The sequence below is a fragment of the Streptomyces sp. NPDC020807 genome (assembly GCF_040641575.1).
In the GTDB taxonomy this organism is placed as follows: Bacteria; Actinomycetota; Actinomycetes; order Streptomycetales; family Streptomycetaceae; genus Streptomyces.
This window is the reverse complement of the sequence record NZ_JBFADU010000008.1, coordinates 23050-49895: the sequence shown is the minus strand read 5'-3', so window position 1 is coordinate 49895 and position 26846 is coordinate 23050. Positions and strand designations below refer to the sequence as shown.

General features: G+C 73.8%; 22 protein-coding genes, 1 tRNA gene and 1 pseudogene. 17 read left to right on the top strand and 7 right to left on the bottom strand.

Going from position 1 to position 26846, the window contains the following annotated elements; genetic code table 11:
• Positions 1–45 precede the first annotated feature (45 nt).
• The gene (locus AB0G79_RS15075) at positions 46–840 is read left to right on the top strand and encodes an SIMPL domain-containing protein (protein ID WP_360806014.1); all 795 of its coding nucleotides are present in this window, start codon (positions 46–48) and stop codon (positions 838–840) included.
• A 427-nt stretch (positions 841–1267) separates the two neighbouring features.
• On the opposite strand, the pseudogene AB0G79_RS15070 reads toward AB0G79_RS15075, so the two are convergent.
• Positions 1268–1855: pseudogene (locus AB0G79_RS15070) on the bottom strand (TetR family transcriptional regulator C-terminal domain-containing protein); the annotation flags it as partial.
• 3 nt (positions 1856–1858) lie between these two features.
• Positions 1859–3037, bottom strand: a complete 1179-nt coding sequence (locus AB0G79_RS15065; RefSeq protein ID WP_360806011.1) for a Glu/Leu/Phe/Val dehydrogenase dimerization domain-containing protein — start codon at positions 3035–3037, stop codon at positions 1859–1861.
• A gap of 113 nt (positions 3038–3150) precedes the next feature.
• Here AB0G79_RS15065 and AB0G79_RS15060 point away from each other — a divergent pair, with 113 nt between their 5' ends.
• The 6 genes from AB0G79_RS15060 (at position 3151) to AB0G79_RS15035 (ending at position 8714) form a co-directional block, all read left to right on the top strand.
• Entirely contained in the window at positions 3151–4419 is a 1269-nt protein-coding gene (locus AB0G79_RS15060; RefSeq protein WP_360806008.1) for an MBL fold metallo-hydrolase, read from the top strand.
• 410 nt (positions 4420–4829) lie between these two features.
• The gene (locus AB0G79_RS15055) at positions 4830–6719 is read left to right on the top strand and encodes an ATP-binding protein (protein WP_360806005.1); all 1890 of its coding nucleotides are present in this window, start codon (positions 4830–4832) and stop codon (positions 6717–6719) included.
• A 7-nt stretch (positions 6720–6726) separates the two neighbouring features.
• The gene (locus AB0G79_RS15050) at positions 6727–7161 is read left to right on the top strand and encodes a roadblock/LC7 domain-containing protein (protein WP_150264598.1); all 435 of its coding nucleotides are present in this window, start codon (positions 6727–6729) and stop codon (positions 7159–7161) included.
• Between the two features lie 2 nt (positions 7162–7163).
• Positions 7164–7535: a DUF742 domain-containing protein gene (locus AB0G79_RS15045; RefSeq protein ID WP_360806002.1), complete on the top strand. Its 372-nt coding sequence runs from the start codon at positions 7164–7166 to the stop codon at positions 7533–7535.
• On the top strand, positions 7513–8145 hold the full coding sequence (locus AB0G79_RS15040) for an ATP/GTP-binding protein (protein WP_360805999.1): 633 nt from the start codon (positions 7513–7515) through the stop codon (positions 8143–8145). The genes AB0G79_RS15045 and AB0G79_RS15040 overlap by 23 nt, the downstream gene beginning before the upstream one ends.
• The gene (locus tag AB0G79_RS15035) at positions 8142–8714 is read left to right on the top strand and encodes a GAF domain-containing protein (RefSeq protein WP_360805996.1); all 573 of its coding nucleotides are present in this window, start codon (positions 8142–8144) and stop codon (positions 8712–8714) included. The genes AB0G79_RS15040 and AB0G79_RS15035 overlap by 4 nt, the downstream gene beginning before the upstream one ends.
• A 97-nt stretch (positions 8715–8811) precedes the next feature.
• On the opposite strand, the gene AB0G79_RS15030 is transcribed toward AB0G79_RS15035, so the two are convergent.
• Complete coding sequence (locus AB0G79_RS15030) at positions 8812–10014, bottom strand: acyl-CoA dehydrogenase family protein (RefSeq protein WP_360805993.1); 1203 nt, start codon at positions 10012–10014, stop codon at positions 8812–8814.
• A 576-nt stretch (positions 10015–10590) separates the two neighbouring features.
• Here AB0G79_RS15030 and AB0G79_RS15025 point away from each other — a divergent pair.
• Positions 10591–10664: transfer RNA gene (locus tag AB0G79_RS15025), tRNA-Pro, on the top strand.
• Positions 10665–10889: 225 nt separating this feature from the next.
• A complete protein-coding gene (locus AB0G79_RS15020; RefSeq protein WP_360805990.1) occupies positions 10890–12032 on the top strand; it encodes a mechanosensitive ion channel domain-containing protein in 1143 nt (380 codons plus the stop codon).
• 48 nt (positions 12033–12080) lie between these two features.
• Here AB0G79_RS15020 and AB0G79_RS15015 read toward each other — a convergent pair whose 3' ends face one another.
• Positions 12081–12338 (bottom strand): WhiB family transcriptional regulator, encoded by a 258-nt coding sequence (locus AB0G79_RS15015; protein ID WP_360806613.1) that lies wholly within the window; start codon positions 12336–12338, stop codon positions 12081–12083.
• Between the two features lie 404 nt (positions 12339–12742).
• Between AB0G79_RS15015 and AB0G79_RS15010 the strand changes: the two genes are divergently transcribed.
• Complete coding sequence (locus AB0G79_RS15010) at positions 12743–13111, top strand: PRC-barrel domain-containing protein (protein WP_360805987.1); 369 nt, start codon at positions 12743–12745, stop codon at positions 13109–13111.
• A gap of 141 nt (positions 13112–13252) precedes the next feature.
• Here AB0G79_RS15010 and AB0G79_RS15005 read toward each other — a convergent pair whose 3' ends face one another.
• From AB0G79_RS15005 to AB0G79_RS14995, 3 genes are all read right to left on the bottom strand, one after another.
• Entirely contained in the window at positions 13253–16117 is a 2865-nt protein-coding gene (locus tag AB0G79_RS15005) for a LuxR family transcriptional regulator (protein ID WP_360805984.1), read from the bottom strand.
• A 216-nt stretch (positions 16118–16333) separates the two neighbouring features.
• The gene (locus tag AB0G79_RS15000; protein WP_360806610.1) at positions 16334–17173 is read right to left on the bottom strand and encodes a dienelactone hydrolase family protein; all 840 of its coding nucleotides are present in this window, start codon (positions 17171–17173) and stop codon (positions 16334–16336) included.
• 313 nt (positions 17174–17486) lie between these two features.
• Positions 17487–18137, bottom strand: coding sequence for a hypothetical protein (locus AB0G79_RS14995; RefSeq protein WP_360805981.1), 651 nt, complete (start codon positions 18135–18137; stop codon positions 17487–17489).
• Positions 18138–18429: 292 nt separating this feature from the next.
• Here AB0G79_RS14995 and AB0G79_RS14990 point away from each other — a divergent pair, with 292 nt between their 5' ends.
• The 7 genes from AB0G79_RS14990 (at position 18430) to AB0G79_RS14960 (ending at position 26768) form a co-directional block, all read left to right on the top strand.
• Positions 18430–19431 (top strand): ScbA/BarX family gamma-butyrolactone biosynthesis protein, encoded by a 1002-nt coding sequence (locus AB0G79_RS14990; protein ID WP_360805978.1) that lies wholly within the window; start codon positions 18430–18432, stop codon positions 19429–19431.
• Between the two features lie 82 nt (positions 19432–19513).
• Positions 19514–20761, top strand: a complete 1248-nt coding sequence (locus AB0G79_RS14985; protein WP_360805975.1) for an acyltransferase — start codon at positions 19514–19516, stop codon at positions 20759–20761.
• A gap of 392 nt (positions 20762–21153) precedes the next feature.
• Positions 21154–22410, top strand: coding sequence for a helix-turn-helix domain-containing protein (locus AB0G79_RS14980; RefSeq protein WP_360805972.1), 1257 nt, complete (start codon positions 21154–21156; stop codon positions 22408–22410).
• Between the two features lie 155 nt (positions 22411–22565).
• Positions 22566–23048, top strand: coding sequence for a cobalamin-dependent protein (locus tag AB0G79_RS14975; protein WP_360805969.1), 483 nt, complete (start codon positions 22566–22568; stop codon positions 23046–23048).
• Entirely contained in the window at positions 23045–24508 is a 1464-nt protein-coding gene (locus tag AB0G79_RS14970; RefSeq protein ID WP_360805966.1) for a methylaspartate mutase, read from the top strand. The genes AB0G79_RS14975 and AB0G79_RS14970 overlap by 4 nt, the downstream gene beginning before the upstream one ends.
• The gene (locus AB0G79_RS14965) at positions 24505–25506 is read left to right on the top strand and encodes an asparagine synthetase A (RefSeq protein WP_360805963.1); all 1002 of its coding nucleotides are present in this window, start codon (positions 24505–24507) and stop codon (positions 25504–25506) included. Before AB0G79_RS14970 ends, AB0G79_RS14965 begins: the two co-directional genes overlap by 4 nt.
• Positions 25503–26768: a glutamate synthase-related protein gene (locus tag AB0G79_RS14960; RefSeq protein ID WP_360805960.1), complete on the top strand. Its 1266-nt coding sequence runs from the start codon at positions 25503–25505 to the stop codon at positions 26766–26768. Before AB0G79_RS14965 ends, AB0G79_RS14960 begins: the two co-directional genes overlap by 4 nt.
• Positions 26769–26846 lie beyond the last annotated feature (78 nt).

Genomic DNA, 26846 nt, shown 5'->3' with positions numbered 1-26846 from the left:
AAGCGCGCGCCGGAGCCCCGGCACCCGCCCCCGAAGGGATCGCCCGTGACGAACCGCCAGCCTCCTGCCCACCTCACTGCCGCCACGTCCACGCGCGCGCGTGGCGCGCGACTGCTCGCCGCCACCGTCGTGGCCGGAGGGCTCCTCGCGGGCGGCGCGGTCCCCGCCCTCGCCGCGCCCGAGCGGACGGCCCCGCGGCTCACCGTGACGGCCGTCGCGCCCGCCACGGTCAGCGTCACCGGCAGCGGACGGGCCGCCTCCGCCCCGGACCTGGCGATCCTCTCGGTGGGCGTCGAGGCCACCCGCAAGACCGCCAAGGAGGCGATGGCGGCGCAGAACGTCGCCGCCAAGGCGCTCCTGGACGTGCTCCGCAAGGAGGGGATCGACGACCGGGACATCAGGACCGACAGCCTCTCCCTGTCCCCGGTGTACACCCAGAACGCGGACGGCGAGAGCAAGGTGACCGCCTACCAGGCCGGGCAGTCCTTCTCGGTCAAGGTCCGCGACCTCGACCGTACGGGGCAGGTCATCGGCGCGGTGAACGACGCGACCGGGGACGCCGGCCGGATCAACGGCGTCGTCTTCGACGTCGCCGACCCGTCGGCCCTGCGGACGAAGGCCCGCGAGGCGGCCTTCCGCGACGCCTACGACAAGGCCTCGCAGCACGCCCGCCTCAGCGGCCACGAGCTCGGGAAGCTGATCTCGCTGAGCGAGGGCGACTCGCTGCGCCCGGGCCCCGGTGCCGTACCGAGCATGCCCGCGGACGAGCCGGGCGTCCCGCTGGCGCCGGGCGAGATCGAGGAGCAGGTGACGGTCTCGGCGGTGTTCGAACTGCTCTGACCTAGGGGCGGGGCGCACGGGCGGGGTTCGGGCCGGGGCCGGGGCCGAGGCCGGGGTCCGGTTCGGGGCCGGGGTCCGGGCTCGGACCAGTGGCGAGGGCGGCGCCGGTCCCGAGGCCGTGCCTCCCGAGGCCGGGTCCGGTCTCGGTCACGGCGCCGGTCCCGGTCGCGGCCTCAGCCTCGGTCGCCGCCCAGGGCGTGGTGTCGGTCTCAGCCTCGGCCCCGGTCGCGGCCTCAGCGTCGGTTACGGTCGCGGTCTCGGTTTCGGCTCCGGTCGCGGTCTCGGTCACGGCGCCGGTCCCGGTCGCGGTCTCGGTCACGGCGCCGGTCCCGGTCACGGCGCAGACCCCGGTCGCGGCCTCGGCCTCGGTCAGGATCGCGTCCGCGTCCGGTTCCCCGGGCATCGCGTCCGCGTACGGCTCCCCGGGGAGGCCCAGTTCCCGGTCCAGGGCCTCGTCCGCCCACCGCAGGAGCGTGCCGCGCGGGAGCGAGCCGGCGTAGGCCGTGGTCTGGACGGCGAGCCCGTCGAGGAAGGCGGTGAGCCGCCAGGCGGCACCGTCCGGGTCGGCGCAGCGGAACTCGCCGGCCTCCGCGCCCTCCGCGATCACCACCGCCAGGGCCGTCTTCCACTCCCGGTCGAGCGAGGCCGCCACCCGGCGGAGTACGGGGTCGCGCAGCGAGGCCGCCCAGCCCTCGATCCACAGCCGCCAGCCCTTGGCCTGGCCGGTCGGGGCGTACCAGCGGACGGCCGCGCGCAACCGGCGCACCGCGGGGGCGCGGCGCCCGAGCAGCTGCCGGAGGCGGGCGAGGTCGGCCTCGGCGGCGTGCGCGAAGGCGGCGGCGACCAGTTGTTCCTTGGTGGAGAAGTGGTAGAGGACGAGGGCGTTGCTCACGCCGAGCGCGGAGGCGACGTCCGCGACGCGGACCGCCGCGACGCCGCGCTCCTCGATCTGGGCGACGGCGGCCCGCAGCAGCTCCTCCCGCCGCTCGGCCACGCCCAGCCGCACGCGCGCCACCGTTCAGTACCAGTCGTAACGCTCGGCGATGACCGGCAGGCGCTCCGCGACCAGGGCGTGGGCCGCCGCCCGCGGGGTCGTGCCGTCCGCCGCGGCCCTGTCGAGCATGCCGCCCACGAGCTCCCGCATGGAGCTCCGTACCCGCCCGAAGGCCTGGTCGGCGTCGGCCTCGATGTCGCCGAAGAGGGTCCACCACCACCAGGCGTTGGTGCACGAGTTCACGACGACGTCGGGCAGGACCGTCACCCCGCGCGCGGTGAGCGCCTCCTCGGCCTCGGGCGTGACCGGCATGTTCGCCGCCTCGGCGATCCAGCGGGCGGTGACGCGTCCCTGGTTCCGGGCGTCGATCGCGTACGAGACGGCCGCCGGGACCAGGACCTCGGCGTCGGCCGCGAGCCAGGCGTCCCCGGGCTCCTGCCGGTCGCCGGGGCGCAGGGCCGCACGGTCGACGGCGCCGTGGGCGTCGCGGGCGGCGAGGAGCGCCTCGACGTCGAGCCCGTCGGGGTTCGCGATCGTGCCGCGGACGTCGGCGACGGCGACCACCCGCAGCCCGGCGCGGGCCAGGAACAGGGCGGTCGCGCCGCCCATCGTGCCGAGGCCCTGCACCGCGACGCGGGTGCCGGCGTACGGACGTCCGGAGCGGTCCAGGGCGACGAGGACGGACTCGGCGACCCCGCGCCCGCCGACCAGCTCGTCCAGGCCGATCCCGTCGACCTCGATCGCGAACGCGTCGGCGAGCCGCTCGCGGGCCTTCGCCTCGTCGTCGAGGAGCGGGTAGACGGCCTGCACGGACGACACGAGCCCGGCCTCCGCGGCGGCCCGGTCCACGAGGTCCTGGGTGAGGCCGAGGTCCTCGCCGGTCGTCCAGAACCGCTCGATGTACGGACGCATGGCCCGCAGGTACCGCACGAGGACGCCGTACGCCTCCGGGGAGCGCGGGTCGCAGTCGATGCCGCCCTTGGCGCCGCCCAGCGGGACGTACCGGGCCTCGGGGTCGTAGTGGAGGGCCTCCTTCATGGTCATCCCGCGGGCGAGCCCGGTGACCTCCTCCACCGTGCACCCCTCCCGCATCCGCAGCCCGCCGCTGGCCACCCCGCGCACGAGCCGGTCGACGACCAGATGGCCGCGCCGACCGGTGACGTGGTCGGTCCAGCCGACCGAGAGCAGGGGGGTGGGTTCCACGGCGTGCCTCCGAGGGGTCTCTTACTGAACAGCGGTTCAGTATGACCGACCTTCCGGCCGTACGGGTCGCGGGCCGCCCATAATGGAACGACCCCCAGAGATCAGGAGGTCCTGTGACCGGTACCGGCTCCGACCGTTCGCCACGGGCCCGGCTGCGCGCTCTGCGCCCCGAGTCCTTCGGCGCGGACCCGTCGGGCGAGCGCCTCGCCCGCATCCGCCGCTCGCCGAACTTCGCGGACGGGATCTTCCAGAACCCCGAACCCGCCCGGCGCGGGCCCTCGGGCTCCAGCCTGGAATTCGCCAAGATCTACTTCGAGAAGGAGGGGCGGGCGCGCCGAGCCCCCACCGGCACGATCCCCGTCCACCCCACCACCGTCGCCGACCTCGCCAAGCCGCCGGCCACCGGCCTGCGGATCACCTGGATGGGCCACTCCGGCGTCCTGGCCGAGATCGACGGCCACCGCGTCCTCTTCGACCCGGTCTGGGGCGAGCGCTGCTCCCCCTTCCCGTTCGTCGGCCCCAAGCGCCTCCACCCGGTCCCCGCGCCCCTGGCGGCGCTGGGTCCGGTCGACGTCGTGGTGATCTCGCACGACCACTACGACCACCTCGACCTGCCGACGATCAAGGAGCTCGCCGCCACCGACACCGTCTTCGCGGTGCCGCTCGGCGTCGGCGCGCACCTGGAGCGCTGGGGCGTCCCCGCCTCCCGCCTGCGCGAGCTGGACTGGAACGACTCCACGGAGATCGGCGCGCTCCGGCTCACCGCCACCCCGGCCCGCCACTTCTGCGGCCGCGGCATCCGCAACAAGCAGCACACCCTCTGGGCCTCCTGGGCCGTCGAGGGCCCCGAGCACCGCGTCTACCACTCGGGGGACACGGGCTACTTCTCCGGCTTCAAGGACATCGGGGCGGCCCACGGCCCCTTCGACGTCACGATGATCCAGATCGGCGCCTACTCGGACTTCTGGCCCGACATCCACATGACCCCGGAGGAGGGCCTCCGCGCCCACCTCGACCTCCAGGGCGGCGCCCCCGCCGGCGTCCTCCTGCCGATCCACTGGGGCACCTTCAACCTCGCCCCGCACCCGTGGGCGGAGCCGGGGGAGGGCACCGTCGAGGCCGCCGCGGGGGCCGGGCAGCCGGTCGCCCTGCCGATCCCGGGCGAGCCCTTCGAGCCCGGCGGCGACCTGCCGGCGGTCCCGTGGTGGCGCGCGGTCGCCCACGCGCCCGTGGGCGGGTGGGGAGGCTCCGCTCTCACCGACGGTCACGGGCCGGGCGGGCGCGTGGCCGGCGGGAACGCGGACGCGGGAGCCGGGCGGGTGTCCGAGGGACCCGCCGCGGAGCCCGGTCGCGGTGAGCCGGAGGCCGCGCGGACCCCGTAGCGCGTCGGCGGGCCGGGCGGTCCGCGTCCCGCCGGGGGAGATTCCGGTCAGGGCTGATTTCCGCAGAGGGCGGAGGCGTACGAGCGCCTCCGCCCTCTTCCGTTCCCGCGATTCCCGCAGTTCGACGCGGTACCGGCGTCGAGCCGTCGGGTTTCGGCCAGTTGGTTTCCGGCCTGACCTGCGGGGGGCGATACCAGACCGGGCCGCGGTGCGGGTAAGTTTGCCAACTGCGCACCGCACATGAACGGTTGACGACTACAGTGTGTGGTTGGTGATCATCGGTAGGCTCATCGCACCTCAGTTGGAACCCACCCCCGTAAACCCCCGGCAGGACCCTCGGTAGAACCCCCGCAGCCCACCCCCCTGTACCCCTCAGTACGCCGATTTCCGGGCACGTACCAAGGACACTCATGTCTCAACTTCGCGCACCCGCCTCGCGGTCCGACCGACGCGAGGGCGGGCGGCACGGCCGGTCGGGCGCCCGCTCCGCCCCCGGTACCAGCAGCACTTCCCCGGCGCAGCCCCCCGCTTCGCTCCCGACGGAAGCCCGCATACGCTCCCAGCTCCTGCGCACCTCCGTGCTTCCCGCCGTCGCGGTGGCACTCGGTGGCGCGGCCGCCGTCCTCTTCACCATCCGCTCCACCGGAGCCGGCCCCACCCCCGGCCTCTGGGCCGCCCTGACCGGCGCGGCCGCGCTCACCGTCGCCTCGGTGGCCGCCGCCGCCCTCGGCGCGGACCGGGCGGCCAAGTCGGTCCTCGGCCGCGCCAACGCCCTGCGCCGCACCAGCGCCCGCGGCCAGAGCGAACTGCGTACGGTCGTCGAACAGTTGCGCAGGGGCGAGGCGCTCGCCCCCCGTCCCGCGCTGCCGTCGGGCCCCAAGGCCGGTGACGAGTTCGACCTGCTCTCGCACGAGCTGAACCGCTCGCACGAGGCCGCCGTCGCGGCCGTCGTCCAGGCGTCGCGGCTCTCCAGCAGCGTCGGCAACGAGCAGAAGGTCGAGGTCTTCGTGAACCTCGCCCGGCGCCTCCAGTCCCTCGTCCACCGCGAGATCCAGCTCCTCGACGAGCTGGAGAACGAGGTCGAGGACCCGGAGCTGCTCAAGGGCCTGTTCCACGTCGACCACCTGGCCACCCGCATCCGCCGCCACGCCGAGAACCTCGCGGTGCTCGGCGGCGCGATCTCCCGCCGCCAGTGGTCGAACCCGGTCACCATGACCGAGGTGCTGCGCTCCTCGATCGCCGAGGTCGAGCAGTACCCGCGCGTGAAGCTCGTACCGCCGATCGACGGTACGCTCCGGGGCCATGCCGTGGCCGACGTCATCCACCTCCTCGCCGAACTCGTCGAGAACGCGACGCTGTTCTCCGCGCCGCACACCACCGTGCTGCTGCGCGCCCAGTACGTCACGGCCGGCCTCGCGATCGAGGTCGAGGACCGCGGTCTCGGCATGCCCGTCACCGAGCAGAACAAGATGAACGCCCTGCTCTCCGACCCCGACCAGGTCAACGTGGCGCACCTGCTCCAGGACGGCCGCATCGGGCTCTTCGTCGTCTCGGCGCTCGCGCGCCGGCACGGCATCGCCGTACGGCTCCAGTCGAACATCTACGGCGGCGTCCAGGCCGTCCTTGTGCTGCCGCAGGGCCTGCTCGGCGCCGACCCCGAGGGGCTCGCCCAGCACGAGCGCCAGGCGGCCGCGGCCACCGGCTCGACGGCGATCCCGCCGGGGCAGGTGCAGATGCAGCCCCAGCCCCCGGCGCAGGCGCCCCAGCAGTCCCCGTCGCCCTCGGTGCCGCCGGTCCAGTCCCCGGAGCCCGTACGGCCTCCGGCCCCGGTCCCGGCGCCCGTACCGGCCGCGGCCTCGGCCGCGCCTCCGGCCCCGGCCCCCGCACCGGTCTACGCGGAGGCCCCGGCGTCGCCGGACCCGCTCGCGTACACCCGTACCGGCGGACGGGCGGACGACGGCGGCCTCGGCGGGCACGCGGGCCCCGGCGGGCACGCGGGTCACGGCGACACCGGCTCCTTCCCCGCGATACCGGCGCGGTCGGCCGGAGCCGAGCACGCGGCCCCGCCGCTGCCCCCGGCCCCCCGTACCGAGGAGTCCGGCCGGCCCCTGCTCCCCAAGCGGCGTGCCCAGGAGCACCTCGTCCCGCAGCTGCGCGACGAGCCCGTGGCCCGCAAGCCCGAGGAGCACGCGCTGCACGACCCCGGCCTCATGGCCGCGTTCCAGCGCGGGATCGGCCTCGCAGAATCCACGCCCGCCCCCCACGAATCGTTGCGTCCAGGCGACGCGCACAAGGAGTAGATGCACCATGGCGAGCAATGTGCCGACCGGCCATTCCTCGGACCTCGACTGGCTCCTGAGCGGACTGGTCCAGCGCGTCCCGTACACCCGCAACGCGGTTCTGCTCTCCTCCGACGGTCTCGTGAAGTCCGTCCACGGTCTCGACCCCGACGCGGCCGACCACATGGCGGCCCTCGCCTCCGGGCTGTACTCGCTCGGCCGCAGCGCCGGCGCGCGGTTCGGTGACGGCGGAGAGGTCCGGCAGGTGGTCGTGGAGCTCGACTCCACCCTCCTGTTCGTCTCCACCGCGGGCTCCGGTACCTGCCTCGCCGTCCTCGCCGGTCGTGAGGCCGACGCCGCCGTCCTCGGCTACGAGATGGCGATGCTCGTCAAGAGCGTCCGGCCCTACCTGGTGACCCCGGCACGGCAGGCGGCCGGCGCGGCAGGTGGCATCGGGCAGTGAACGTGACGTCCCATCAGGAAGGGCCCTGGCTCGACGACGCGGCGGGCCGGCTCATCAGGCCCTACACCGTGAGCGGCGGCCGGACCAAGCCCAGCACCGCGCTGGACCTCCTCTCGATGGTGATGGCGACCGGATCGTCCCCGCAGGCCCACATGGGCCCCGAACACAGCCTGGCCCTCGGGCTGTGCGACGGGCCCACCTCGGTGGCCGAGATCGCGGCGCACTTACGGCTCCCGGCCGTCGTCACCAAGGTGCTGTTGTCCGACCTCGTGGACTGCGGGGCGCTGACCGCCAGGGCCCCCCGGTTCCATGCCAACCCAACCGACCGTTCCTTGCTGGAGGCAGTGCTCGATGGCCTACGACAACGGCTCTGAGCGCCACGAGAGTTTCGCGACCGACCCCTTCCCCGCCGCGCTGAAGATCCTGGTGGCGGGCGGCTTCGGCGTCGGCAAGACGACCTTCGTGGGCGCGGTCAGCGAGATCGAACCGCTCAGCACCGAGGAGCTGTTGACCTCGGTCAGCGCGGCCACCGACAGTCTGGAGGGCGTGGAGTCCAAGACCACGACCACCGTGGCCATGGACTTCGGCCGCATGACCCTCGACGACCGTCACGTGCTCTACCTGTTCGGCACCCCCGGCCAGGAGCGCTTCTGGTTCATGTGGGACGAGCTCTCCGAGGGTGCGCTCGGCGCGGTCGTCCTCGCCGACACCCGCAGGCTCCAGGAGTGCTTCTCCGCCGTCGACTTCTTCGAGCGGCGCGGCATCCGGTTCGTCGTGGCGGTCAACGAGTTCGACGGCGCCTACCGCTACGAGCCGGACGAGGTGCGGGCCGCGCTCGACCTCAAGCCGGAGGTGCCGGTCGTCGTCTGCGACGCCCGGATCTCCAGCTCCGGCATCCGGACCCTGGTGACCCTCGTCCAGCACCTGCTCACCTCCATCCCGACCAACCCGGCCGCCGTGCCGAGCTTCGGAGTCACGCCATGACCTACGACCCGACGGGTCATCTCCTCCTGACCCCCATCGACAAGGAGGCGCCCGCGCGGGTGCGGCGGCTTCGCGAGCTGGGGCTCGGCGAGCGTCCGGACCCGGCGTTCGACGAGTTCGCCCACCGGCTCGCCGACGTGACGGGCGCGCCGTTCTCGATGGTCAACTTCATCGACGAGAACCGGCAGTTCTTCGCCGGACTGCACACCCCCGAGGGCACCCACTCGGGCAGCGACCTGGGCGCGGCGGCGGCGGGTGCCGGTGGCGTCGGCCGCTACATGGCCCGCGACCACGGCTACTGCCCGCACGTGGTGGTACGGCGCAAGGCGCTCGTCCTGGAGGACGTCTGCGACTACCCGCGCTTCGCGGGCAACCCCGTCGTGGACGAGATCGGCATCCGCTCGTACATGGGCGCGCCGCTGATCGACCGCTCCGGGGTCGCCCTGGGCACGATCTGCGTGGTCGACACGGACGTACGGCCGTGGGGGCGGGCGGGTCTGGAGACGATCAAGGCGATGGCGGCGGAGCTGGTGGAGCAGATCCACCGCCGCGAGGACGGCATGTTCTGATCGCCCTGCCCTCGCGGGCGGACGCGGACGGGGCCCCGGTACGGCGAGTGATCGCCGCACGGGGCCCCGTCCGCGTCCGTGTCCGGGGTGACAGGCCCTAGGCGAGTTCGAGCTCCCGGGTGCGGACCACGTCGGAGAGCCGCTCCGACCAGCTGCCCTTGTCCTGGCCGAGGGCGACCTCGGCGAGACGGAGGAGCTGGACGTCGGAGGTGCCGGCCGGGGCGAAGATGTGGTGCGCGTCCCGGAGGTACCGCTCGATGGCCCGGTCGGTGAAGAGGCCGGCGGCGGCGTGGATCTCCATGGCGTTGCGGCCCGAGTCGATCGCCGCCTCGACGTTGACCAGCTTGGCGTTCATCAGCTCGGCGTCGCAGGACAGTCCCTGGTCGAGCAGGTGCACGGCGTGGTACGCGGCCAGCCGGGCCGTCATCAGACGGGACTGCATCTGACCGAGCTTGAGCTTGACGGTGGGCAGGTCGTGGAGCGGCTTGCCGTAGCGGATGCGCTCGGAGGCGAAGCGGGTGGTCTCCTCCAGGATCGCCTGGTGGATGCCGAGGGAGACCGCGGTCAGGTTGGCGCGGCCGTACAGGACGCTGGAGGAGTACGCGACGGACAGGCCGTCGCCCTCGTCGCCGAGCCGGTTGGCCGCCGGCACCCGGCAGTTCTCGAAGATGAGCTCGCCGAAGCTGAAGCCGTGGAGGCCCATGGCGGGCTGCTGCGGACCGGTCCTGAACCCGGGGCGATCGGATTCGACCAGGAAGGCCGTGAGTCCGCGCGAACCGGGACCGGTCCTGACCACGACGCCATGCAGATCGCCCACGTGGCTGTTGCCGACGTACACCTTGCTGCCGTTGAGGATGTAGTCGTCGCCGTCCCGGACCGCGGTGGCGGCCATCCCGAGGACGTGACCGCCGGACTCGTGCTCGGTGACCGCGATGGTCGGCAGGCACTCGCCGGCCGCGACGGCCGGGAGCCAGGTCTTGCGCTGCTCGTCGCTGCCGAAGTGGACGATCTTGGCGGTGCCCAGCTGGGAGGCCTGGACCATGGCGCCCATGGCGCCGCTGACCCGCGAGAGCTCCTCGATGATGATGGTCTTGGCCAGGTGGCCGGCGCCCATGCCGCCGTACTCCTGGCTGATGGTCGCGCCCAGCCAGCCCTGTTCGGCGATGCGCCGGGACAGCTCGTGGTGGACGGTCCTGGACGCCTCCATCTCGGCTATCCGGGGCCGGACCTCACGCTCTGCGAAGTCACGCACCGTCTCCCTGAGTTGATGATGCAGTCGGCTGCTGAAGTAGCTGTCCATGCGAGTCCTCCCCTGCGAAAGCCTGCCCGGCGGTGGTCCGGCAGGTGGTGCATCGGCAGTGGTCCCGTCCCGAACAGGCCGACACTTCATGGTGTTGATCTTTCCGGGACGGAGCAATATCGCCACGACTTTTGTCCGAAACAGGAGCTCTTGACGATTGAATGTGACTGTGTTTCGTGTGGTGTTGGCCCCCTGCGTCTGGTCCGGAGTCCCTTCCCCGTGGGCATCTTTCTGCCACATGCCAACGGCAACGAACTCGACGGCATATGGCCCGCCGCCCCCTGACCTCGCCACATGAGCCCCATGGTCACCAGAGGAGCGACATTCGGGCCACGGTGGCGCGAGCCCTCCGCCCCGTGAACACGGGGTTCGAGCCCGCCCTCCCCGCTCTCCCGTCCTTCATCCCGGGCGCGCGGAGGTACCAGGGGGCGTGCGGAAGCGTTACGGAGAGTGAGCGTCACGCTCCCGGCGCGCACCCGCCACCGGGCGCCGGGAAAGGGTTCGTGACCACCCGCGAAAGTGCGGTATTGTTCTCATGCGCGTTCGGCCAGGGGAAACCCCAGGTCAGACGGGCACCGGGACGTGGCGCAGCTTGGTAGCGCACTTGACTGGGGGTCAAGGGGTCGCAGGTTCAAATCCTGTCGTCCCGACTCGAAAGAGTCGTTGATCAAGGGGCCGTTTCAGAGCAATCTGAAACGGCCCCTTGATCGTTTTCGGGGACCAGTCGGGGGCCAACCTGTCGTGACCGCTCAGCGGGCGACCACGACGGGGCTCGGCGGGGACCCGGGTGTGCGGCGCGCGGCCCCATGTTTGCCGTGCTCGCCCGTGGTGAGGCGTACGGGACGAACCTGTTCGACTCATCGACTGGGGAGCACATGGAGAGCGTTATCCGGCTGGCGATCTCCGCCGGCGGCTCGGCGCTGGCCGCCCTTGCCGTCTGCCGTGCGGCGGACCTGCTGGCACGGTTCGCCGACGCGAGGCATCCGGAGACCCCGCTGTGGGGGATGCTGCGCCGCTGCCGCACGCCGCTGTACGTCGTCGTGCTGGCCGCCCTGCTCAGATGGACCTACCCGATGGCGTCGCCCGGGTGGGGTCCGCTCGGAGAGCACGCGGGCGCGGTGAACCGCGTCCTGCTGCTGTGCCTGATCGGCGGAGGCGCCTGGCTCGCGGTACGGACGGTCGCGGCCGTCGTCGAGTCCTCGTACGCGCGCTACGCCGGACGCTCCCGCGACGCCGCGCGGCTGCGCCGGGTCCGTACCCAGGTCACCCTGATCATGCGGGTGGTGTCCGTCGCCGTCGGGGTGCTCGCCGCCGCCGCGGCCCTCGTCACCTTCCCCTCGTTCCGCACCCTCGGCACGTCCCTGCTCGCCTCGGCCGGCATCATCGGCATCGTGGCCGGCGTGGCGGCGCAGTCGACGCTGAGCAACCTCTTCGCCGGCTTCCAGATCGCCTTCGGTGACATGGTCCGGATCGGTGACACCGTCGTCGTGGACGGCGAGTGGGGTGTCGTGGAGGAGGTGACGCTCACCTTCCTCACGGTCCGGACCTGGGACGAGCGTCGCGTCACGCTCCCCGTCTCGTACTTCACCTCGCGGCCGTTCGAGAACTGGTCGCGCGGCGGCGCGGAGATGACGGGGTCGGTGTACGTCCACTGCGACCACTCCACACCGGTCGCGCTCGTCCGGGCGCACCTCCGGGAGTTCCTCATGACGTGCGACACCTGGGACGGGCGGGGTTGGGACCTCGCCGTCACCGACACCTCCCCGACCGGCATCACGGTCCGGGCGATCGTGACCGCCAAGGACGCCGACGACCTGTGGACGACCCGTTGTGCCGTACGGGAGGAGCTCGTCGGCTGGCTCGCGCGGGAGCATCCGGGCGCCCTCCCCAAGGTCGTCACCGCCCCCGCGGCGGACGCCTTCGACCGGCCGTGGGAGGACGCCCGGGCGCCGCGGCAGCGACGCCCCCGGCGGCCCGCCAGGACCCCCACCCGGCCAGGGGACACGCCTTCGGACTGAAGGCCTGTCGATGCCCGTGGTGCTCTGCCGGCCGCGGCGACCAGCGGTTCAGTTCGCCCTGTCGGCGCGGCGACGCGCCCTGCGCTTCAGGGACTGCCGCTCGTCCTCGCGCAGGCCGCCCCACACTCCCGTCACCTGGTGGGCGTCGTCCATGGCCCAGCGCAGGCACTCCTCGCGTACGGGGCAGCCCCGGCAGATCTCCTTGGCCTCCTCGGCCTGGATGAGCGCCGGTGCGCCCGTCCCGACCGGGAAGAAGAGGTCGGGGTCGACGTCTTGGCAGGCCGCACGTGCACGCCAGCTGTCCAGCATCAGTTCCTCCTGTCACCTGAGTTCGTCTCGGTCCCTCGCGCCGGACCCCGTCTCCACGGGCGGGTGGAGGGCGGCGAACGCCCCGGCCCGGCGGAAGCCGGAACACGCCGTGCACTGCCCGGAAACATCGTCACCCGCTTCCGTCGCCGGGAACGGCGCCGCGCCTGGGCGGGGCCGTACCTCCGCTCGTAACCCCGGACACGGACTTCACGCCTCCCCGGCCGGAGATCCTGCCGATCGGCGGGTCCGTCCCCGGCCGGAGCGAAAGCGGTGAATGCGTCGCCGAGGTCGGGGCAGGCGGACGTCGGGCGGGGCATCCATCCCGCCGCGCACGGAACACGGAAGAGGAGAGCAGCGGCGATCCGCCGACTGCCTCCGCCTACCGGAGGAGTTGTTTTCGCGTGACTGAGCACGTGTGGAGCTACAAGTCGACCTCGGGTCACCTGGCCGGTACCGATCTGACCGGCTACAAGGTCGAGGCGATCGACGGCGGCATCGGCAAGGTGGACAAGCACTCCGACGAGATCGGCGACGCCTACCTGGTCGTGGACACCGGAGTCTGGATCTTCGGCAAGGAGGTCCTCCTTCCGGCGGACACCGTGGTGCGGATCGACCTGGACGAACGGAAGATCTTCGTCGACCGGACCAAGGAGGAGATCAAGGACGCGCCCGAGTTCCACCGCGACAAGCACCTCGGGGACCCGGACTACCGCCACGAGCTGGGCACGTACTACGGCCTGGGAGGCCCGTTCGGCGGGCGGATCGTCTGAGTCGCCGTGTGACGGCCGCTCGGAGCGGTTCCGCGTCGTCCGCACGAACGGTGCTGCGACGTCGGCAAGAAGGAGGGCCCGCGTTCGTCCCGCGCGGGCCCTCCTCCGCGAGCCCGGCACGATCGGCGAGATGTCCCCAGGTCACCGGTCGGAACGGCGGACGTCCCCCGGGCCTCGGGGCAGCAGCCCCGAGAGTTCGACGCGGGAGCGGACTCCCAGCCGGGCGAAGACGTTCCGCAGGTGGTGGTCGACCGTGCGGGGGCTCAGCGACAGCCGGCCGGCGATCTCGTGGTTCGTCGCCCCCGCCGCCGCGAGTCCGGCGATCCGCTGCTGCTGGGGGGTCAGTTCGCCCGCCGCACCGGGGACGGTCCCCCTGCCCACCGCGCCTCCGGTCGCCCGCAGTTCGGCCCGCGCCTGATCGGCCCACACCCCGGCCGCCGCGCGCTCGAAGGTGACCAGCGCGTCGCTCAGCGGGCCCCGGGCCTCGACCAGGCGTCTGCGGCGGCGCAGCCACTTGCCGTACGCGAGGAGGGTGCGGGCCCGTTCGAAGTCGTTGCCGCTCTCCTCGTGGTGCCGCACCGCCTCCCGGTACCAGTCGGCCGAGTCGTCCCCTCCGGACAGCAGTGCCCGACAGCGGGCCAGTTGGGCCGGAGCCTGGGGGTCGAGGCCGAGTCCGGCCCAGGTCTCGAACTCCTCGGCCGCCGCACCCGCCTCGGCCTCCCGGCCCGCCGCTCGGGCGGCCTCGACGAAGCAGGGCACGACGAGCATCCGCAGGGCGAAGTGACCGCCGCGAGGCCCCTTCCCGACGAGGGGAGCGAGACGCGCCGCGGCCTGCGCGGCGAGTCCGCCCGCCAGTTCGGCACGGGCGATCGACCACTCGGCGAGCGTCGTCGCCTGGACGAGGCCGTGCGCCCGGGCGGTGTCGAGCGCACGGCCCGCGTGCTCCACGACGGCCGTGGTGTCGCCCCGGACGGAGGCCGCCAGGGCGAGGACGGCGTGCTGGTGCGCGGCCGCGTTGCGCTGTCCGGCCAGCTCCGCCGTACGGAGCCCCTCCCGGGCGTGCGCGGCGGCGCGCTCGTGCCGCCCGGCCCGCAACTCGGCGTAGGCCAGGTGCTCGAGGACCCGGGGCAGCAGCACGGTCCCGGCCGTGGCGCGCACCGCGGCCAGGGCACGGGTATGGACGCGTACGGCGGCGGCCGCGTCCCCGAGGACCAGCGCCGCGGCCCCCGCGCGCAGCAGGCGGTGCGGCTCGCCGGACGCGCCGTCGCGGGCCACGACCCGGGCCAGCGGTGCACGGGCCTCCTCCAGCCGCACCGCGAGCGCAGCGCACATTCCGTCGCGGTAGTCCCGTTCCACCGCGTCGGCGACGGCGAAGGGCCCGGTGTGTTCACCGCCGAAGCCGACGCCGCGGAGAGCGAGCACGCAGGCTTCCGGGTCACCGGCCGCCCACGCCGCCTCCATGGCCAGGAACCGCGCGTCCGAGGCCTCCTGGGGCGCCGCCTCGCGCAGCAGCGAGGCGGCGAGGAGCAGCACCTGATGGGCGTCCCCGACCGGACCGTCGCCCAGAACGGCCAGCCCGCGCGCGAGTTCGGCCCTTCCCCGCGACACACCGGGCGGCACCCGTGCGCCCTCCGGCGCCCACACCTCGCCGGTCGACCGGGCCACGCCTCCTGGAGCCCGGAGCCGATCGGCCCGGGGGCCGGCGCCGCGGACCGGCTCGGTTTCCGCCGGAGACCCGGGAGCGCCGACCGCCTCGGGCTCCGTCTCCGCTCCCGGAGGGCGGGGTGAAGCGGTGGACATCCCGGCACCGGGTCCGGCGGGACGAGGCGTACGCGCCGTACGCGCCGCACCGGCCCCCCGCTCCCTCGCGGCTTCGTCTCCGCCCGCGGGTTGGCTGCCGCCACCGCCACCGCCACCGCCACCGCCACCGCCACCGCCACCGGAGCGGAGTCCGGAGGGAGGGGCGAAGAGGGCGTGCAGCTCCCGGCGGCGAGGCGGCGGCACGGTGCCCAGAACCGCGCGCCGCAGCAAGGGGTCGTCGAACCGCAGTGCTTCCCGGGGGCCGCGCAGGAGGCCGTCGGCGACCAGCCGGTCGAGCGACTCGGGCGACGCGCGCACCGCGCGGGCCGCCGCCAGGACCGCGTCCGCGGGTACCGGGCGCACGGACCGGGGCCCACCGGCCGCGGAATCCGGCGGCCCCGTGTCGTGACGCGGCTCCCCGGCGACGGCCACCAGGGTCAGTACCCGCCCGCACTCCGCCGGCAGGGAGCCGAGGAGCCCCCGGTACACCTCGGACAGCGCACCGTCGTCGATGACCGGACCCGAGGGGCCGTCTCCGTCCTCCGGCCCGGCGGAGAGACGGCCGGCCGTCACCGCCAGGACACCCGGATGGCCTGCGGCCTCGTCGAGCAGCCGCGTGCGGAAGGACGCCGTCAGGGGCACCCGGCACACGTCGTCGAGCAGGCTCCGCGCCCCCTCGCGGCTCAGCCGTCCCAGGGACAGCAGCCGGGCACCCCGCACCTCGGGGGGCCGGTGATAGGCGCCGAACGAGACGATCCACGCCCACGGGCCGGAGATCCCGCGCCAGGCCGCGTCGAGCGCGGTGCGGGAATGGGCGTCCCAGAGGTGGTGGTCGTCCAGACAGAGCAGCAGGGGCTCGCCGGGGCACAGGGCCGCCAGCGCGCCGGGCACGCCGCCGGGGCCACGGGCAGCCCGCAGGGCGTGGCGCGCGGCCGAGGGGGTGGGGGCGAGGGCGGACACGAGGGCGCGCACGCCGCTCCAGGGGACGCGGTTGCCGCCGGGCGCGGCCATCCGGTGGGCCCGGACCGGGGAGTCCCGTACAGCCTGGTCCAGCAGTGCGGTCCGACCGATGCCCGGACCCCCGGTGAGCAGCAGGACGCCGCCCGTCCCCTCGGCGGCCCGCGCCGACAGCTCCGCCACGGCGGTGAGTTCGGACGTGCGGTCGTACAGCCGCGGAGCAGCGGCGATCCTCGGTGCTCCACTCACGCCGTCACGATACTGGCCGGTAAGGGGTGGGGAAAGAGGGCGGAGTTGGTCCGGGGTCCACACCTCGGGCTCGCCCGCTGTGCGCGCGGACAACCTGAGCGGTCCTGGGCGGGCGAGCCGGGGGGCGGGCCCGCGCGGACCGACGTGCGCCGCGTGCGGCCGAACGGCCGGTCCCGTGGCCCTCGCCCCGCACCGGCGGCGAGGACCACGGAGACGTCAGGAGCCGAGGGGGCAGGTGCCCCGGTACTCCTCGATCGTCAGGCTCGGCCGTGGCAGGGGGCAGAGGAACTGGTCGTAACGGGTGTCGTCGTCGATGAAGCGCTTCAACCAGGAGATGCTGTACTTCGCGATCGTCGTGTTGGAGCTGTTGGGGGTGAAGTGGGTGGCCCCGTTGAGCTCCAGGTAGGCCTTGTCCAGTGAGGCCGGCAGGGTCTCGTAGAACGGCTCCGAGTGGGTGGCGACCGGGGCGATCGTGTCGCCGTCGGCGCCCACGACCAGGGTCGGAGTGCTGATCTCGGGCCAGGTCTTGTCGGTGTTCCAGCCGGTGAGCGGGATGGCTGCCTTGAGCGAGGGCCGGCTCTTCGCGGCTTCCAGGGTGCCTCCGCCGCCCATCGAGTGCCCCATGACTCCCAGCCGCGAGGCGTCGACGCGGTCCCGGACCGGGCTGCGCTGGGTCAGGTAGTCGAGTGCCGCGAGGAGTTGGCGGCCCCGGCTGTCCGGCTGGTCCAGGGTGGTGAGGGTGTCGATCGTGAAGACGACGAAGCCCTGCGAGGCGAGCCGCGGTCCGAGCCACGCGATCGAGGACTCGTACGCGGTGAAGCCGGGGGAGATCACCACGGCGCCGAACGTGCCGTCGCTCGTGGTGGTGGGGTAGTAGACGGTGCCGCCGCCGAACCCGGTGACGGCGAGGGAGGAGACACCGGTCTGGGAGACCGCGTAGGACCCGCGGGCGGCCTCGACGGAGGCCGTGGTGGGCGCCGGCCCGCGCTGATAGGGATTGTCCGCTGCGGTGGAGGCGGTGGAGGCGGTGGCGGCGGGCGCGGCGAGGAAGGCCAGGGATGACAGGGCTGCGGCGGCGGCGATGTGTCGTTTCACGACGGAGTCGTCCTCTCGAGTCGTGTGCCGTGATGGCAGGGGCTGCGCGACGCCGCCAACCGGAGGACGGCGTCGCACCGGTGGGGACCGGTCCCGTCACTGTCGGGGCGACGACGGAGGAAGACATCGGCGAAATGACCGGTCACCGGTCCCGGACGTTCCGGTGGGTGCGACCGGGAGGAATCCGCGGGCCCGCCCCCGGGCGCTGCCGATGACCCGGGGGGCGGGGGCACGTCCCGCCAGGCCGCCCCGGTCCGGAACCTCCAGTCCCGGGTCAGCCGCCGCCCGAGCCGACCGAGGCCGAACCGCCCGACGTCCAGCGGGAGTTGGGCTGCGGACGATCGCGCTTGCCGCGTTCGGTGCGCAGCACCACCGTGACCCCCGCCGGGCCGAGCAGAGCCTTCAGTGCGGAGGTGAGCCGCTGCGGGTCGCCGCCGAGCGGGAGCGTGAGACGCTCGCGGGAGCCCTGCAGGACGAGTTCCAGCGCGAGGGTGGACACGGCCGGTTTGGGGTCCCCCTCGTACGGCTCCACCACCTTGTGCGTCAGCAGCACCTGGCGCAGGGCCTCGACGGGCAGCCAGGCGTCCGGTCCGGCGGCCCGGACCAACCGCAGGGACGCGGGCACGTCGGCCGGTGTGAACTCCACCCGCAGGATGTCCCGGGCCCGGGACAGGGCCAGAACCGGCCAGCCGATCAGGTACTCCAGTCCGACGACGACCCCCACCACCACGAACACGGTCGACGCCCGTGCCCCGGCCAGCGCCATCCAGAAGGCGACGACCAGGGTGGGAGCGCCCAAGGCGAGGGGAACGAGCAGCGCCGACCCCGCGGAGTTCAGCGCGGTCCACAGCGGCCCGGTCGGGCCGGCGCGCAGGACCAGATCCGTGGAGTCGGGGCCTCGTCTCAGCACGGGATCGGTGGCCATGCCTCCAGCGTAGGACCGGTCCGCAAGGGGGCATGGACCAAATCCGGCCGATGGACCGCGACTTCCGGCGGCGGCCCTACGTGTCTCCGGTGTCGCGTACCCTCGGTCGGCGCGCGATCACCACCCCTGCGGCGTCGGAAATCTCCCCCTACCCCTCGCCATGGGGCCGACGGCCCGAACGGCCGGCATGTCACGATCGAGGGCGCTCGCGCCGTGCTGAGAAGACGGCCTGTGCAGGACCCGCACGGAAATTCCTTGAATCAGCAAGAACGACTGCCCTGGGGAGCCCTCCTTGTCTCTCGAACCCTCCGATGCCACGGTCTCCTTTCCGCGTACGCCCCTTCCTCCGGCCGAGGTCCACAAGGCCGCCGCGGACCAGGTCCTTCTGGCCGGCGCGGCGAGGTTGGGTGAGGACCGCTTCGAGGTCGCCGCGCTCTGGCCGGGCGACCACCCTCTCTACCACGCCGATCCGCGAGGCTTCGGCGACCCGACCCTCGTGGCGGAGTCCGCGCGTCAGACCGCCCTCCACCTCGGCCACCGCTTCCACGGCGTCGAGCGCTCGGGTGAGCGCTTGATGATCCTCAACCGGATCACGGTCGACGTGACGCCCCCGGGGCTGCCCCACGCGAGCGAGGAGGCGCTCTCCGTGACCATGGACGTCACCAGCTCCCGTACGGACAGCCGGCCCTCCCGTGACGGTGATCTGCCGCGCACGGCCATGGTCCTGGACGCCGAGTTCCGCATCGACGGCGTGCGCCACGCACGGGCCTCGGTGCACTGGACGGCTCTCCCGGCCCGCCGGTACGCGGTGCTGCGCCGCCGGAACGGCAGTACGGGAGAGGTCGGTTCGCCGCCTCCGGGCCTGCCGCCCGCCAGACCGCTCGCCCCTGAGGAGGTCGGCCGACGCCACGCGCGTGATGTGCTGCTCGCCACGGCGGACGGGCTGCCGGAGAACCGCTGGCTGCTGACGATGGACCGGACGCACCCGGTCTACTTCGACCACGAGTCGGACCACATCCAAGGGATGGTGCTCCTCGAAGCCCTGCTCCAGGCGGCGCGGACGGTGCGCCTCCGGTCACCGGAGACGGCCTCCCACCGGGACGTGTACGTCTCCGCCCCCCGATTCACCGTGGACTACGCGCACTTCGGGGAGCTCGACCAGCCGGTGACCGTCACCGCCGAGCGCGGCACGGCTCCCGAGGAGGGGCTCGTTCTCACCGCCGTCCAAGGGGGCCGCGAACTCGTCCGCTGCGCCCTCGCGGACGACGAGACCCCGGAGGCGGCGCCGCGATGAGGGACGCCACCCCTTCCGACACCCACGGCGTCGCGCCGTCACCCCGCATACGAGTCGTCCCGAACCAGACCGGAGGAGCGCCATGACCGAAGAGAACACCACCCCACGCCCCCGGTTGACCTCCCTCACCGGAGTCCGGTTCTTCGCCGCGTTCCTCGTCCTCCTCTTCCACGTGACGTACACGAGGCCCTTCGCCGACCAGGACATCTCCGACGGCCTGTTCATCGCCTTCAGCAAGGCCGGCTGGGTGGGCGTCTCCTTCTTCTTCGTCCTGAGCGGCTTCGTCCTGACCTGGTCGGCCCGCCCGACGGACACCACGCGTGCCTTCTGGCGCCGCCGGCTGGTCAAGGTGTTCCCCAACCACCTGGTCATGTACGCCGTGACCATGGCGCTCTACGCGGCGGCCACCGTCGCGGGCACGACCGCCGTCCTCAACCTGTTCCTGCTGCAGGCGTGGGTGCCGGAGTTCGACGTGTACTTCAGTGTCGACAACCCGAGCTGGTCCCTCGGTTGCGAACTGCTCTTCTACCTGCTCTTCCCGCTGCTGCACCGCTGGATCGGCAGAATCGGCGCGCGCCGCCTGTGGTGGTGCGCCGGAACGCTGATCGCGGTGATCACGGCCCTGCCCGTGGTGGTCACCGCACTGGTGCCGGCCGAGCCGAGCATGATGCTGCCGGACAAGCCCGGGTCCCTCATGGGCTTCTGGCTGGTCTACATCTTCCCGCTCAGCCGAGTGCTCGACTTCGTCCTCGGCATCGTCATGGCCCGGATCGTCCTGGAGGGCCGCTGGATCGGCGTCGGCCCGCTGCCGCTCGCCGCGCTCTTCGTGCTCTGCTACGTCGGCTCGCTCTCCCTGCCGGCGCTGTACGCCCTGAACGCCGCGACGGTCGTGCCCCTGGCGCTGCTCATCCCCGCCATCGCGCTCGTCGACGTGGAGAACCGGAAGACGTGGCTGCGCGGCAGGGCCCTCACCTTCCTGGGCGAGATCTCGTTCGCCCTCTACATGGTCCACTGGCCCATCCTGGTCTACGGTCGCCGGCTCCTGGGCGAGCAACGGCAGTACTCCCTCCCCGTCGCCGCCGGGCTGATCGCGCTGTTCGTCGCGCTCAGCCTGGGTCTCGCCTGGCTGCTGTACGCGGGCGTGGAACGACCGGCGATGCGCCGCTGGGCGACTGCGCGCCGCCGCCCGGGGGCCGCCGCCCGTGCCGCTTCCGGTGGCACTCCGCCCGGCCGCCCGGCCGAGGAGGGGCCCGCCGCGGCCGTCCCCCGGCAGGCCGGTCCGCACGACGAGGCCGCGGCGCCGCCGTCACCGGTGAATCCCGCCCGCTGAGAGGCTCCGCCCCGGGTACCGGCAGCACCCGGGCCTGGGCCCTCGACACCGTTCCGGACGCCTTGCGGAGCCGGAGCCGGAGCCAGGGCCGGGGCCGGGGCCGCCTCCGCGGGCCCCGGCATCGCACATGCCCTCGTCGCACATGCCCTCGCCGGACCGTCCGGAAGGCGACCGGGTCGCGCTGCGGCGGGGGCCGTCGGCATGCGCGGTGACCGGAGGTGAACCCGCGGTGATCGGTCGTTGATCGGCCGTAGAGCCGGGCCGGAGAGCATCCACGGCAAGGGAACACGGCTCGCCCGGTCATCACCGGGCGTCGTCGACCTCGGCGTTCCACACGGGCGCCGGGCCCCCCGTTCCCCGGAGTTGGCCAACCCACGGAAGGTGGACGAGGCATGGACGTTCTTCAGTCGGCACAGTCGACGGCGGGCTTCGGCGAACTGCTCAGGGTCTGGCGCGAGCGCGTCGGCCTCACCCAGCAGGTGCTCGCCGACCACGCGACCCTGAGCGTCCGGGCGATCCGCGACATGGAGAGCGGCCGTGTGCAGCGGCCCCGTCAGGAGACCGTCCGACTGCTCGCCGACGCGCTGCGACTCGGCGGCCACCACCGCTCGGTCTTCGAGGCGGCGGCCCGGCGCCAGGCACTCGCCGACGAGCCCCGCGACGAGCCGACCGCGCCGCCGGTCGCGCGGGGCGCGATCGTCGGCCGCGAGCTCGAAGTCGAGGTGCTCGCCGACGCGTTCGCGGAGCACGGCGACCGGCTCGTCACGCTGGCCGGGCTCGGCGGGGTCGGCAAGACCCGGCTCGCCCTGGAGGTCGCCCGGAGGCTCTACCTCGCCTCCCGCTGGTCGGTGCGCTGGATCGACTGCGGCCGGCAGCCGGCCGCCGGGGCCGAGCGCCGCGCGGAGCTCGCGCGGGCGATCGGGGACCGGCCCACCCTCCTCGTCCTCGACGGCGCCGACGCCGGTGTGGACACCGCCCTCCTCGACGAGCTCTTCCAGCGCTGCCCCGGCCTGCGGGTGCTGGTCACCTCCCGGCTCGCGGAGCCGCTGCCCGGCGGACAGGTCATCCCGCTCGCACCGCTGCCCACCCCCGGCCCCGAGCTCGACCACGACCCGGTGGCCCTCGCCGAGGTCGGAGCCGTACGACTCCTCCTCTCGCACCTGCGGCGGTTGCGCCCGCGCTACCGCCTGGAGGCCGACGAGGCTCCCGCCGTCGCCGCGCTCTGCCGCCAACTCGACGGCATCCCGGGCGCGTTGGAGCTCGCCGCCGGATGGTCCACCGTGCTCTCCCCGCGCCAGCTGGTCGTCCGCCTCGCCGACGGGCCGTTCCACCTCGCGCCGCCGCCCGCCGGGTACGGCGGCAGGACCGACGTCCGTGCCGCGCTCCGGGCCGCGCTCGACCGGCTCACCCTCGACCAGCGCGACCTGCTCGACCGGCTCGCCGCCCAGCCCGGCGACTGGTCGGGCGAGGACGCCGTCGTGCTCGGCGGGCGCCCGCCGCAGGAGTGCCTCGCCGCGCTGCACGAGCTGCTCGCCGGCGGGCTCATCCGGACCGTACCGGCCCGTGACGGCGTCCGGTTCACCGTGCTCAACCTCTGCCGGAGCTTCGCCGCGAGCGGCAGGAACGGGGAGCTCGTGGGCGCGGCGTGACCGCGCCCGACGGACGGTTCACCCGCGCGCCGATACTGCCCGCATCCTGCCGGGCCACCTGCCGGTCCCGCGCCCGGAACGTCCCTAGCGTTCTGTCCACGGCCGAACAGCCGGACATGTCACCCACCCTCACCACCGACACAGAGGTTCGCGCCGTGGACCAGCAGCATGCTGTGGAGCAGTACGGAGAGACCGCCGGGACCGGCGGCCCCGGTCTGGACGTCGTCGTGACGACCATGGCCTCCGACTCGCACACCTGGAACCTGTTCTTCCTCCAGTTGCTCCTGGAGGAGCTCGGCCACCGGGTCACCAACCTGGGCGCCTGCGTCCCCGACGAGCTCCTCGTCGCCGAGTGCAGCAGGAACGCTCCCGACCTGATCGTCCTGAGCAGCGTCAACGGCCACGGGTTCCACGACGGGCTGCGCGTGATCGCCGCCCTGCGCGCCCGCCCCGAGCTCGCCCGGACGACGACGGTCATCGGCGGCAAGCTCGGCATCGCCGGCTCCGGCGCCCCCGCCAGGCGCCGGGAACTCCTCGCCGCGGGGTTCGACGGGGTCTTCGAGGAGGGGCGGTCGGTGGGCGACTTCCGGTCGTTCGTCGGCTCGCTCGCCACGGCCCCGTCGGGAGTCCTGCTGTGACCACGCACGGCTTCGGCGGCTTCGTCGCCGCCGCCCGGGCCGCCGGACAGCTCGTCGTCCAGCCCCGCATGGGCATGGCCGACCCCGCCCGGATGCGCGACGGGCTCCTCGCCACCCGGGGCGCGTCGGCCGTCACCGTCGGCACCCTCACCCTCGACAGCTACACCCGCACCGGCGACCTCGCCGCCGCCCGCCGTGCCCTCGCCGACGGCGTCGGCCTCAACGGCTACCCGCTCGCCACCCACCCGGCCGACACCACCCGCGCCGTCCTGCGGGGCCTGGCGGACGACCGCTTCCCCGTGCAGGTGCGGCACGGCTCCGCCCTGCCGCAGCACATCATCCGCGCCCTCCTCTCGGTCGGCCTCGACGCCACCGAGGGCGGCCCCGTCTCGTACTGCCTCCCGTACAGCCGTACGCCGCTGCGCGAGGCGGTCGTCGCCTGGCGGCGGGCCTGCGAACTCCTCGCCGAGGCGGGGGAGTCGGGAGCGGAACCGCACCTGGAGACCTTCGGCGGCTGCCTGATGGGGCAGCTCTGCCCGCCGAGCCTGCTCGTCGCCGTCAGCGTGCTCGAAGCGCTCTTCTTTCGGCAGAACGGCCTGCGTTCGGTCTCGCTCAGCTACGCCCAGCAGGCCGACCCGCGTCAGGACGAGGAGGCGCTCACCGTCCTCGCCCGGCTGGCCGGCGAACTGCTGCCGGACGTCGACCACCACGTCGTGCTCTACGCCTACATGGGCGTCTTCCCCGTGACGCCCGGCGGGGCCCGGCTGCTGCTCCAGGACGCCGCCCGGCTCGCGGTGCGCGCCGGGGCCGCGCGGCTGATCGTCAAGACGACAGCCGAGGCGCACCGCATCCCGACCGTGGCCGAGAACGTCCGCGCCCTGGAGACGGCCGCGGTCGCCGCCGCCGAGGAGCGCGCCGCCCTGTCCGCCGGACCGGCCCCCCGTACGGGGCTCGTCGAGGACACCGGCGTCGAGGCCGAGGCGCGGGCCCTCATCGGCGCCGTGCTCGACCTCGATCCCGACATCGGCCGCGCGCTGGTACGGGCCTTCGCGGCCGGGTACCTCGACGTGCCCTACTGCCTCCACCCCGACAACGCCGGCCGGACGCGCAGCTCGCTCGCGGCCGACGGGCGGCTGTCCTGGTCGAACACCGGGTCCATGCCGATCGCCGGCCTCGGCGCGGCGGGCCACCGGCCGCCGATCCTCGGCTCGGCCGGGCTGCTCTCCGCCCTCTCCCACGTCCAGCGGACCTACGACGACCGGGCCGCCGCACGGCCGGCCGCCGCCGGCGACGTCCGCGAGGCGGTCCGCGAGACGGTCCGCGTCCCCTTACCGCACGTCCCCGCACCGCACGTCCCCGCACCGCACGTCCCCGCACCGCACGTCCCCGCACCGCTCGGCCCCTTGCCGCTCCGCACGACCTCCACGCCACGACGAGAGTTGGGACTCACCACGCCATGACCACCGACGTACCCACCGCCCCCGCGGCGCTCCCGGACCCCGGCCGCCACCTGACCTCCCCGACCACTCGCAGCGTGCTGCGCATCAAGCACCACCTGGTCTCCGCCGCCCGCGCACACCTGTGCGAGCAGGGCTTCACGGAGGTGTTCCCGCCGATCATCGGGCCGGTCACGGACCCCGGTTCGCGCGGTTCCAAGCAGGTGGACGTCGACTTCTACGGTCACCGGTACAAGCTGATGACCAGCGCGATCCTCTACAAGCAGGCCTCGCTGCTCGCCTTCGACAAGATCTTCTGCGTCGCCCCCAACGTCCGTCTCGAACCCCTGGAGACCGCGAGCACCAGCCGGCACCTCGCCGAGTTCCACCAGCTCGACGTGGAGGTCGCGGGCGCGAGCCGGGACGACGCCGTGCAGCTGGTCGAGGACCTCGTGGTCCACATGGTCGACAGCGTGGTCCGCGAACTCCCCAAGGAATTCGCCGAACTCGGCCGCGACGTCGAGGCGTTCACCGAGCTCCTCAAGGGCTCCTTCGGCCGGATGCGGCACGCCGAGGCGGTCTCCGAGCTCCAGGGGCTCGGCCACCCGCAGAGCCCGGACGCCGAGCTCGACTGGACCGGCGAGGCCCTGCTCTCCGGCCGGCGCGACCGGCCGTTCTTCGTCACCGACTACCCGAAGGGCTCGCGCGGCTTCTACGACCGCGAGAACCCCGACGCGCCCGGCCTGCTGAAGAACTTCGACCTCGTCGCCGCCGAGGGGTACGGCGAGCTGTGCAGCGGCAGCCAGCGCACCAACGACTACGCCGAGATCGTCACCCGCATCCGCGAGACCGGCGAGAACCCGCAGAAGTACCGCTGGTACCTCGACCTCGTGCGCGAGGGCGTGCCCGCGAGCGCCGGTTTCGGCATCGGCGTGGAGCGCCTGACCCGCTACGTCGCCGGCCTCGACGCCGTCTGGCAGGCCAGCGCCTTCCCCAAGCTGCCCGGGGTGGTGTCGCCGTGAGCGACCTCTCCGCACCCGGCTTCCCCGAGGAGGAGGTCCGGCAGCGCGCCCGCGCCGGTGCCGCCGCGGCCTTCCCGCCTCCGGGCGAGTACGGCCGTACCCTGTTCGGCGCCGACGGCGGTCGGGCGGCGGGGTCCGGACCGGGCGTCGGGCACGCGTCCGACGCGCTCGACGCGCTGCGGATCACCCCGCCCGTCTTCATGCCGCAGCGCCTCGCCCGGCTCATCGACCTCGGCCGCGAACCCGACTACCGGGACGTCGAACTCACCACCTCCATAGGCGGGTTCACCTCGTCCCTGCCCGTGTACGTCTCCGCCCTCGGATCCACCCGGGCCGCCGGAGGCGACCTCGGGCTCGCCCTCAGCCGGCAGGCCGGAGCCCTCGGGCTCCCCATGGTCATCGGCGAGAACGTCGTCCCCGTCAACGGCTACGGCCGGCTCGACGAGGCGGCCGACCGGGCCCTCCTCGGCCGCCTCCGCGCCTACGCCGGGGAACTCCCCGAAGGGCGCGGCGGCGTCGCCGTCCAGCAGTCCACCGAGGACGCCGACGCCGAGGTGTGGAACCTCGTCTACAGCGACCCGGCCGCGCTACCGCTCCTCGAAACCGGGCGGCTCGCCTTCGAGTTGAAGGTCGGCCAGGGTGCCAAGCCGGGCCTCGGCGGGATGACCGTCCTCGACGCCGAGGCCGCGGCCCGGCTCGGTGACCGGTACGGCATCGACGACGTCTTCGGCGACGGCCGCGTCCTGCGCTCCAGCACCCCCGGCACCTTCACGGCGGAGATCCTGCGCCAGCAGATCCGGCTCATGCGCAACAACTTCCCCCGGGCCCGCGTCTGGGTGAAGCTGCACCCGGGCCGGGACGTCGCCGAGGCCGCCCGGGTGGCGGCCGAGGCGGGCGCGGACGCCGTCACCGTCGACGGGGCCGAGGGCGGCACCGGCTGGGCGCCGGGGGCCTTCCCCGCCCAGGTCGGCCTGCCGCTCGCCGAGTGCCTCCGCCGACTCGTGGCCGTCGGGCCGCCGCCCTGCCTCCTGGTCTCCGGGCGCATGTGGGAGGGCGGCCGCGCGGTGAAGAGCCTCGCGCTCGGCGCCCGCGCGGTGGGCCTCGGGCGTGCGGCCCTCCTCGCCACGGCGGAGGACCCGGAAGCCGGCCTCGTGCGGTTCGTGGAATGCCTCGCGCTGGAAATTCGCATGTTGATCAGTGCACTCGGGAAGTATGCGCCCGGAGCTCTGGAGAGGGATGACGTCTGGTCGCCCGAATTCTGAACCGAATTTCTCTTCGTGATCGAGGGAAGCAGCCCGTCGAGACGCCTGAACTGCGTCTTGGCGGGCTGCTTTCTTTTT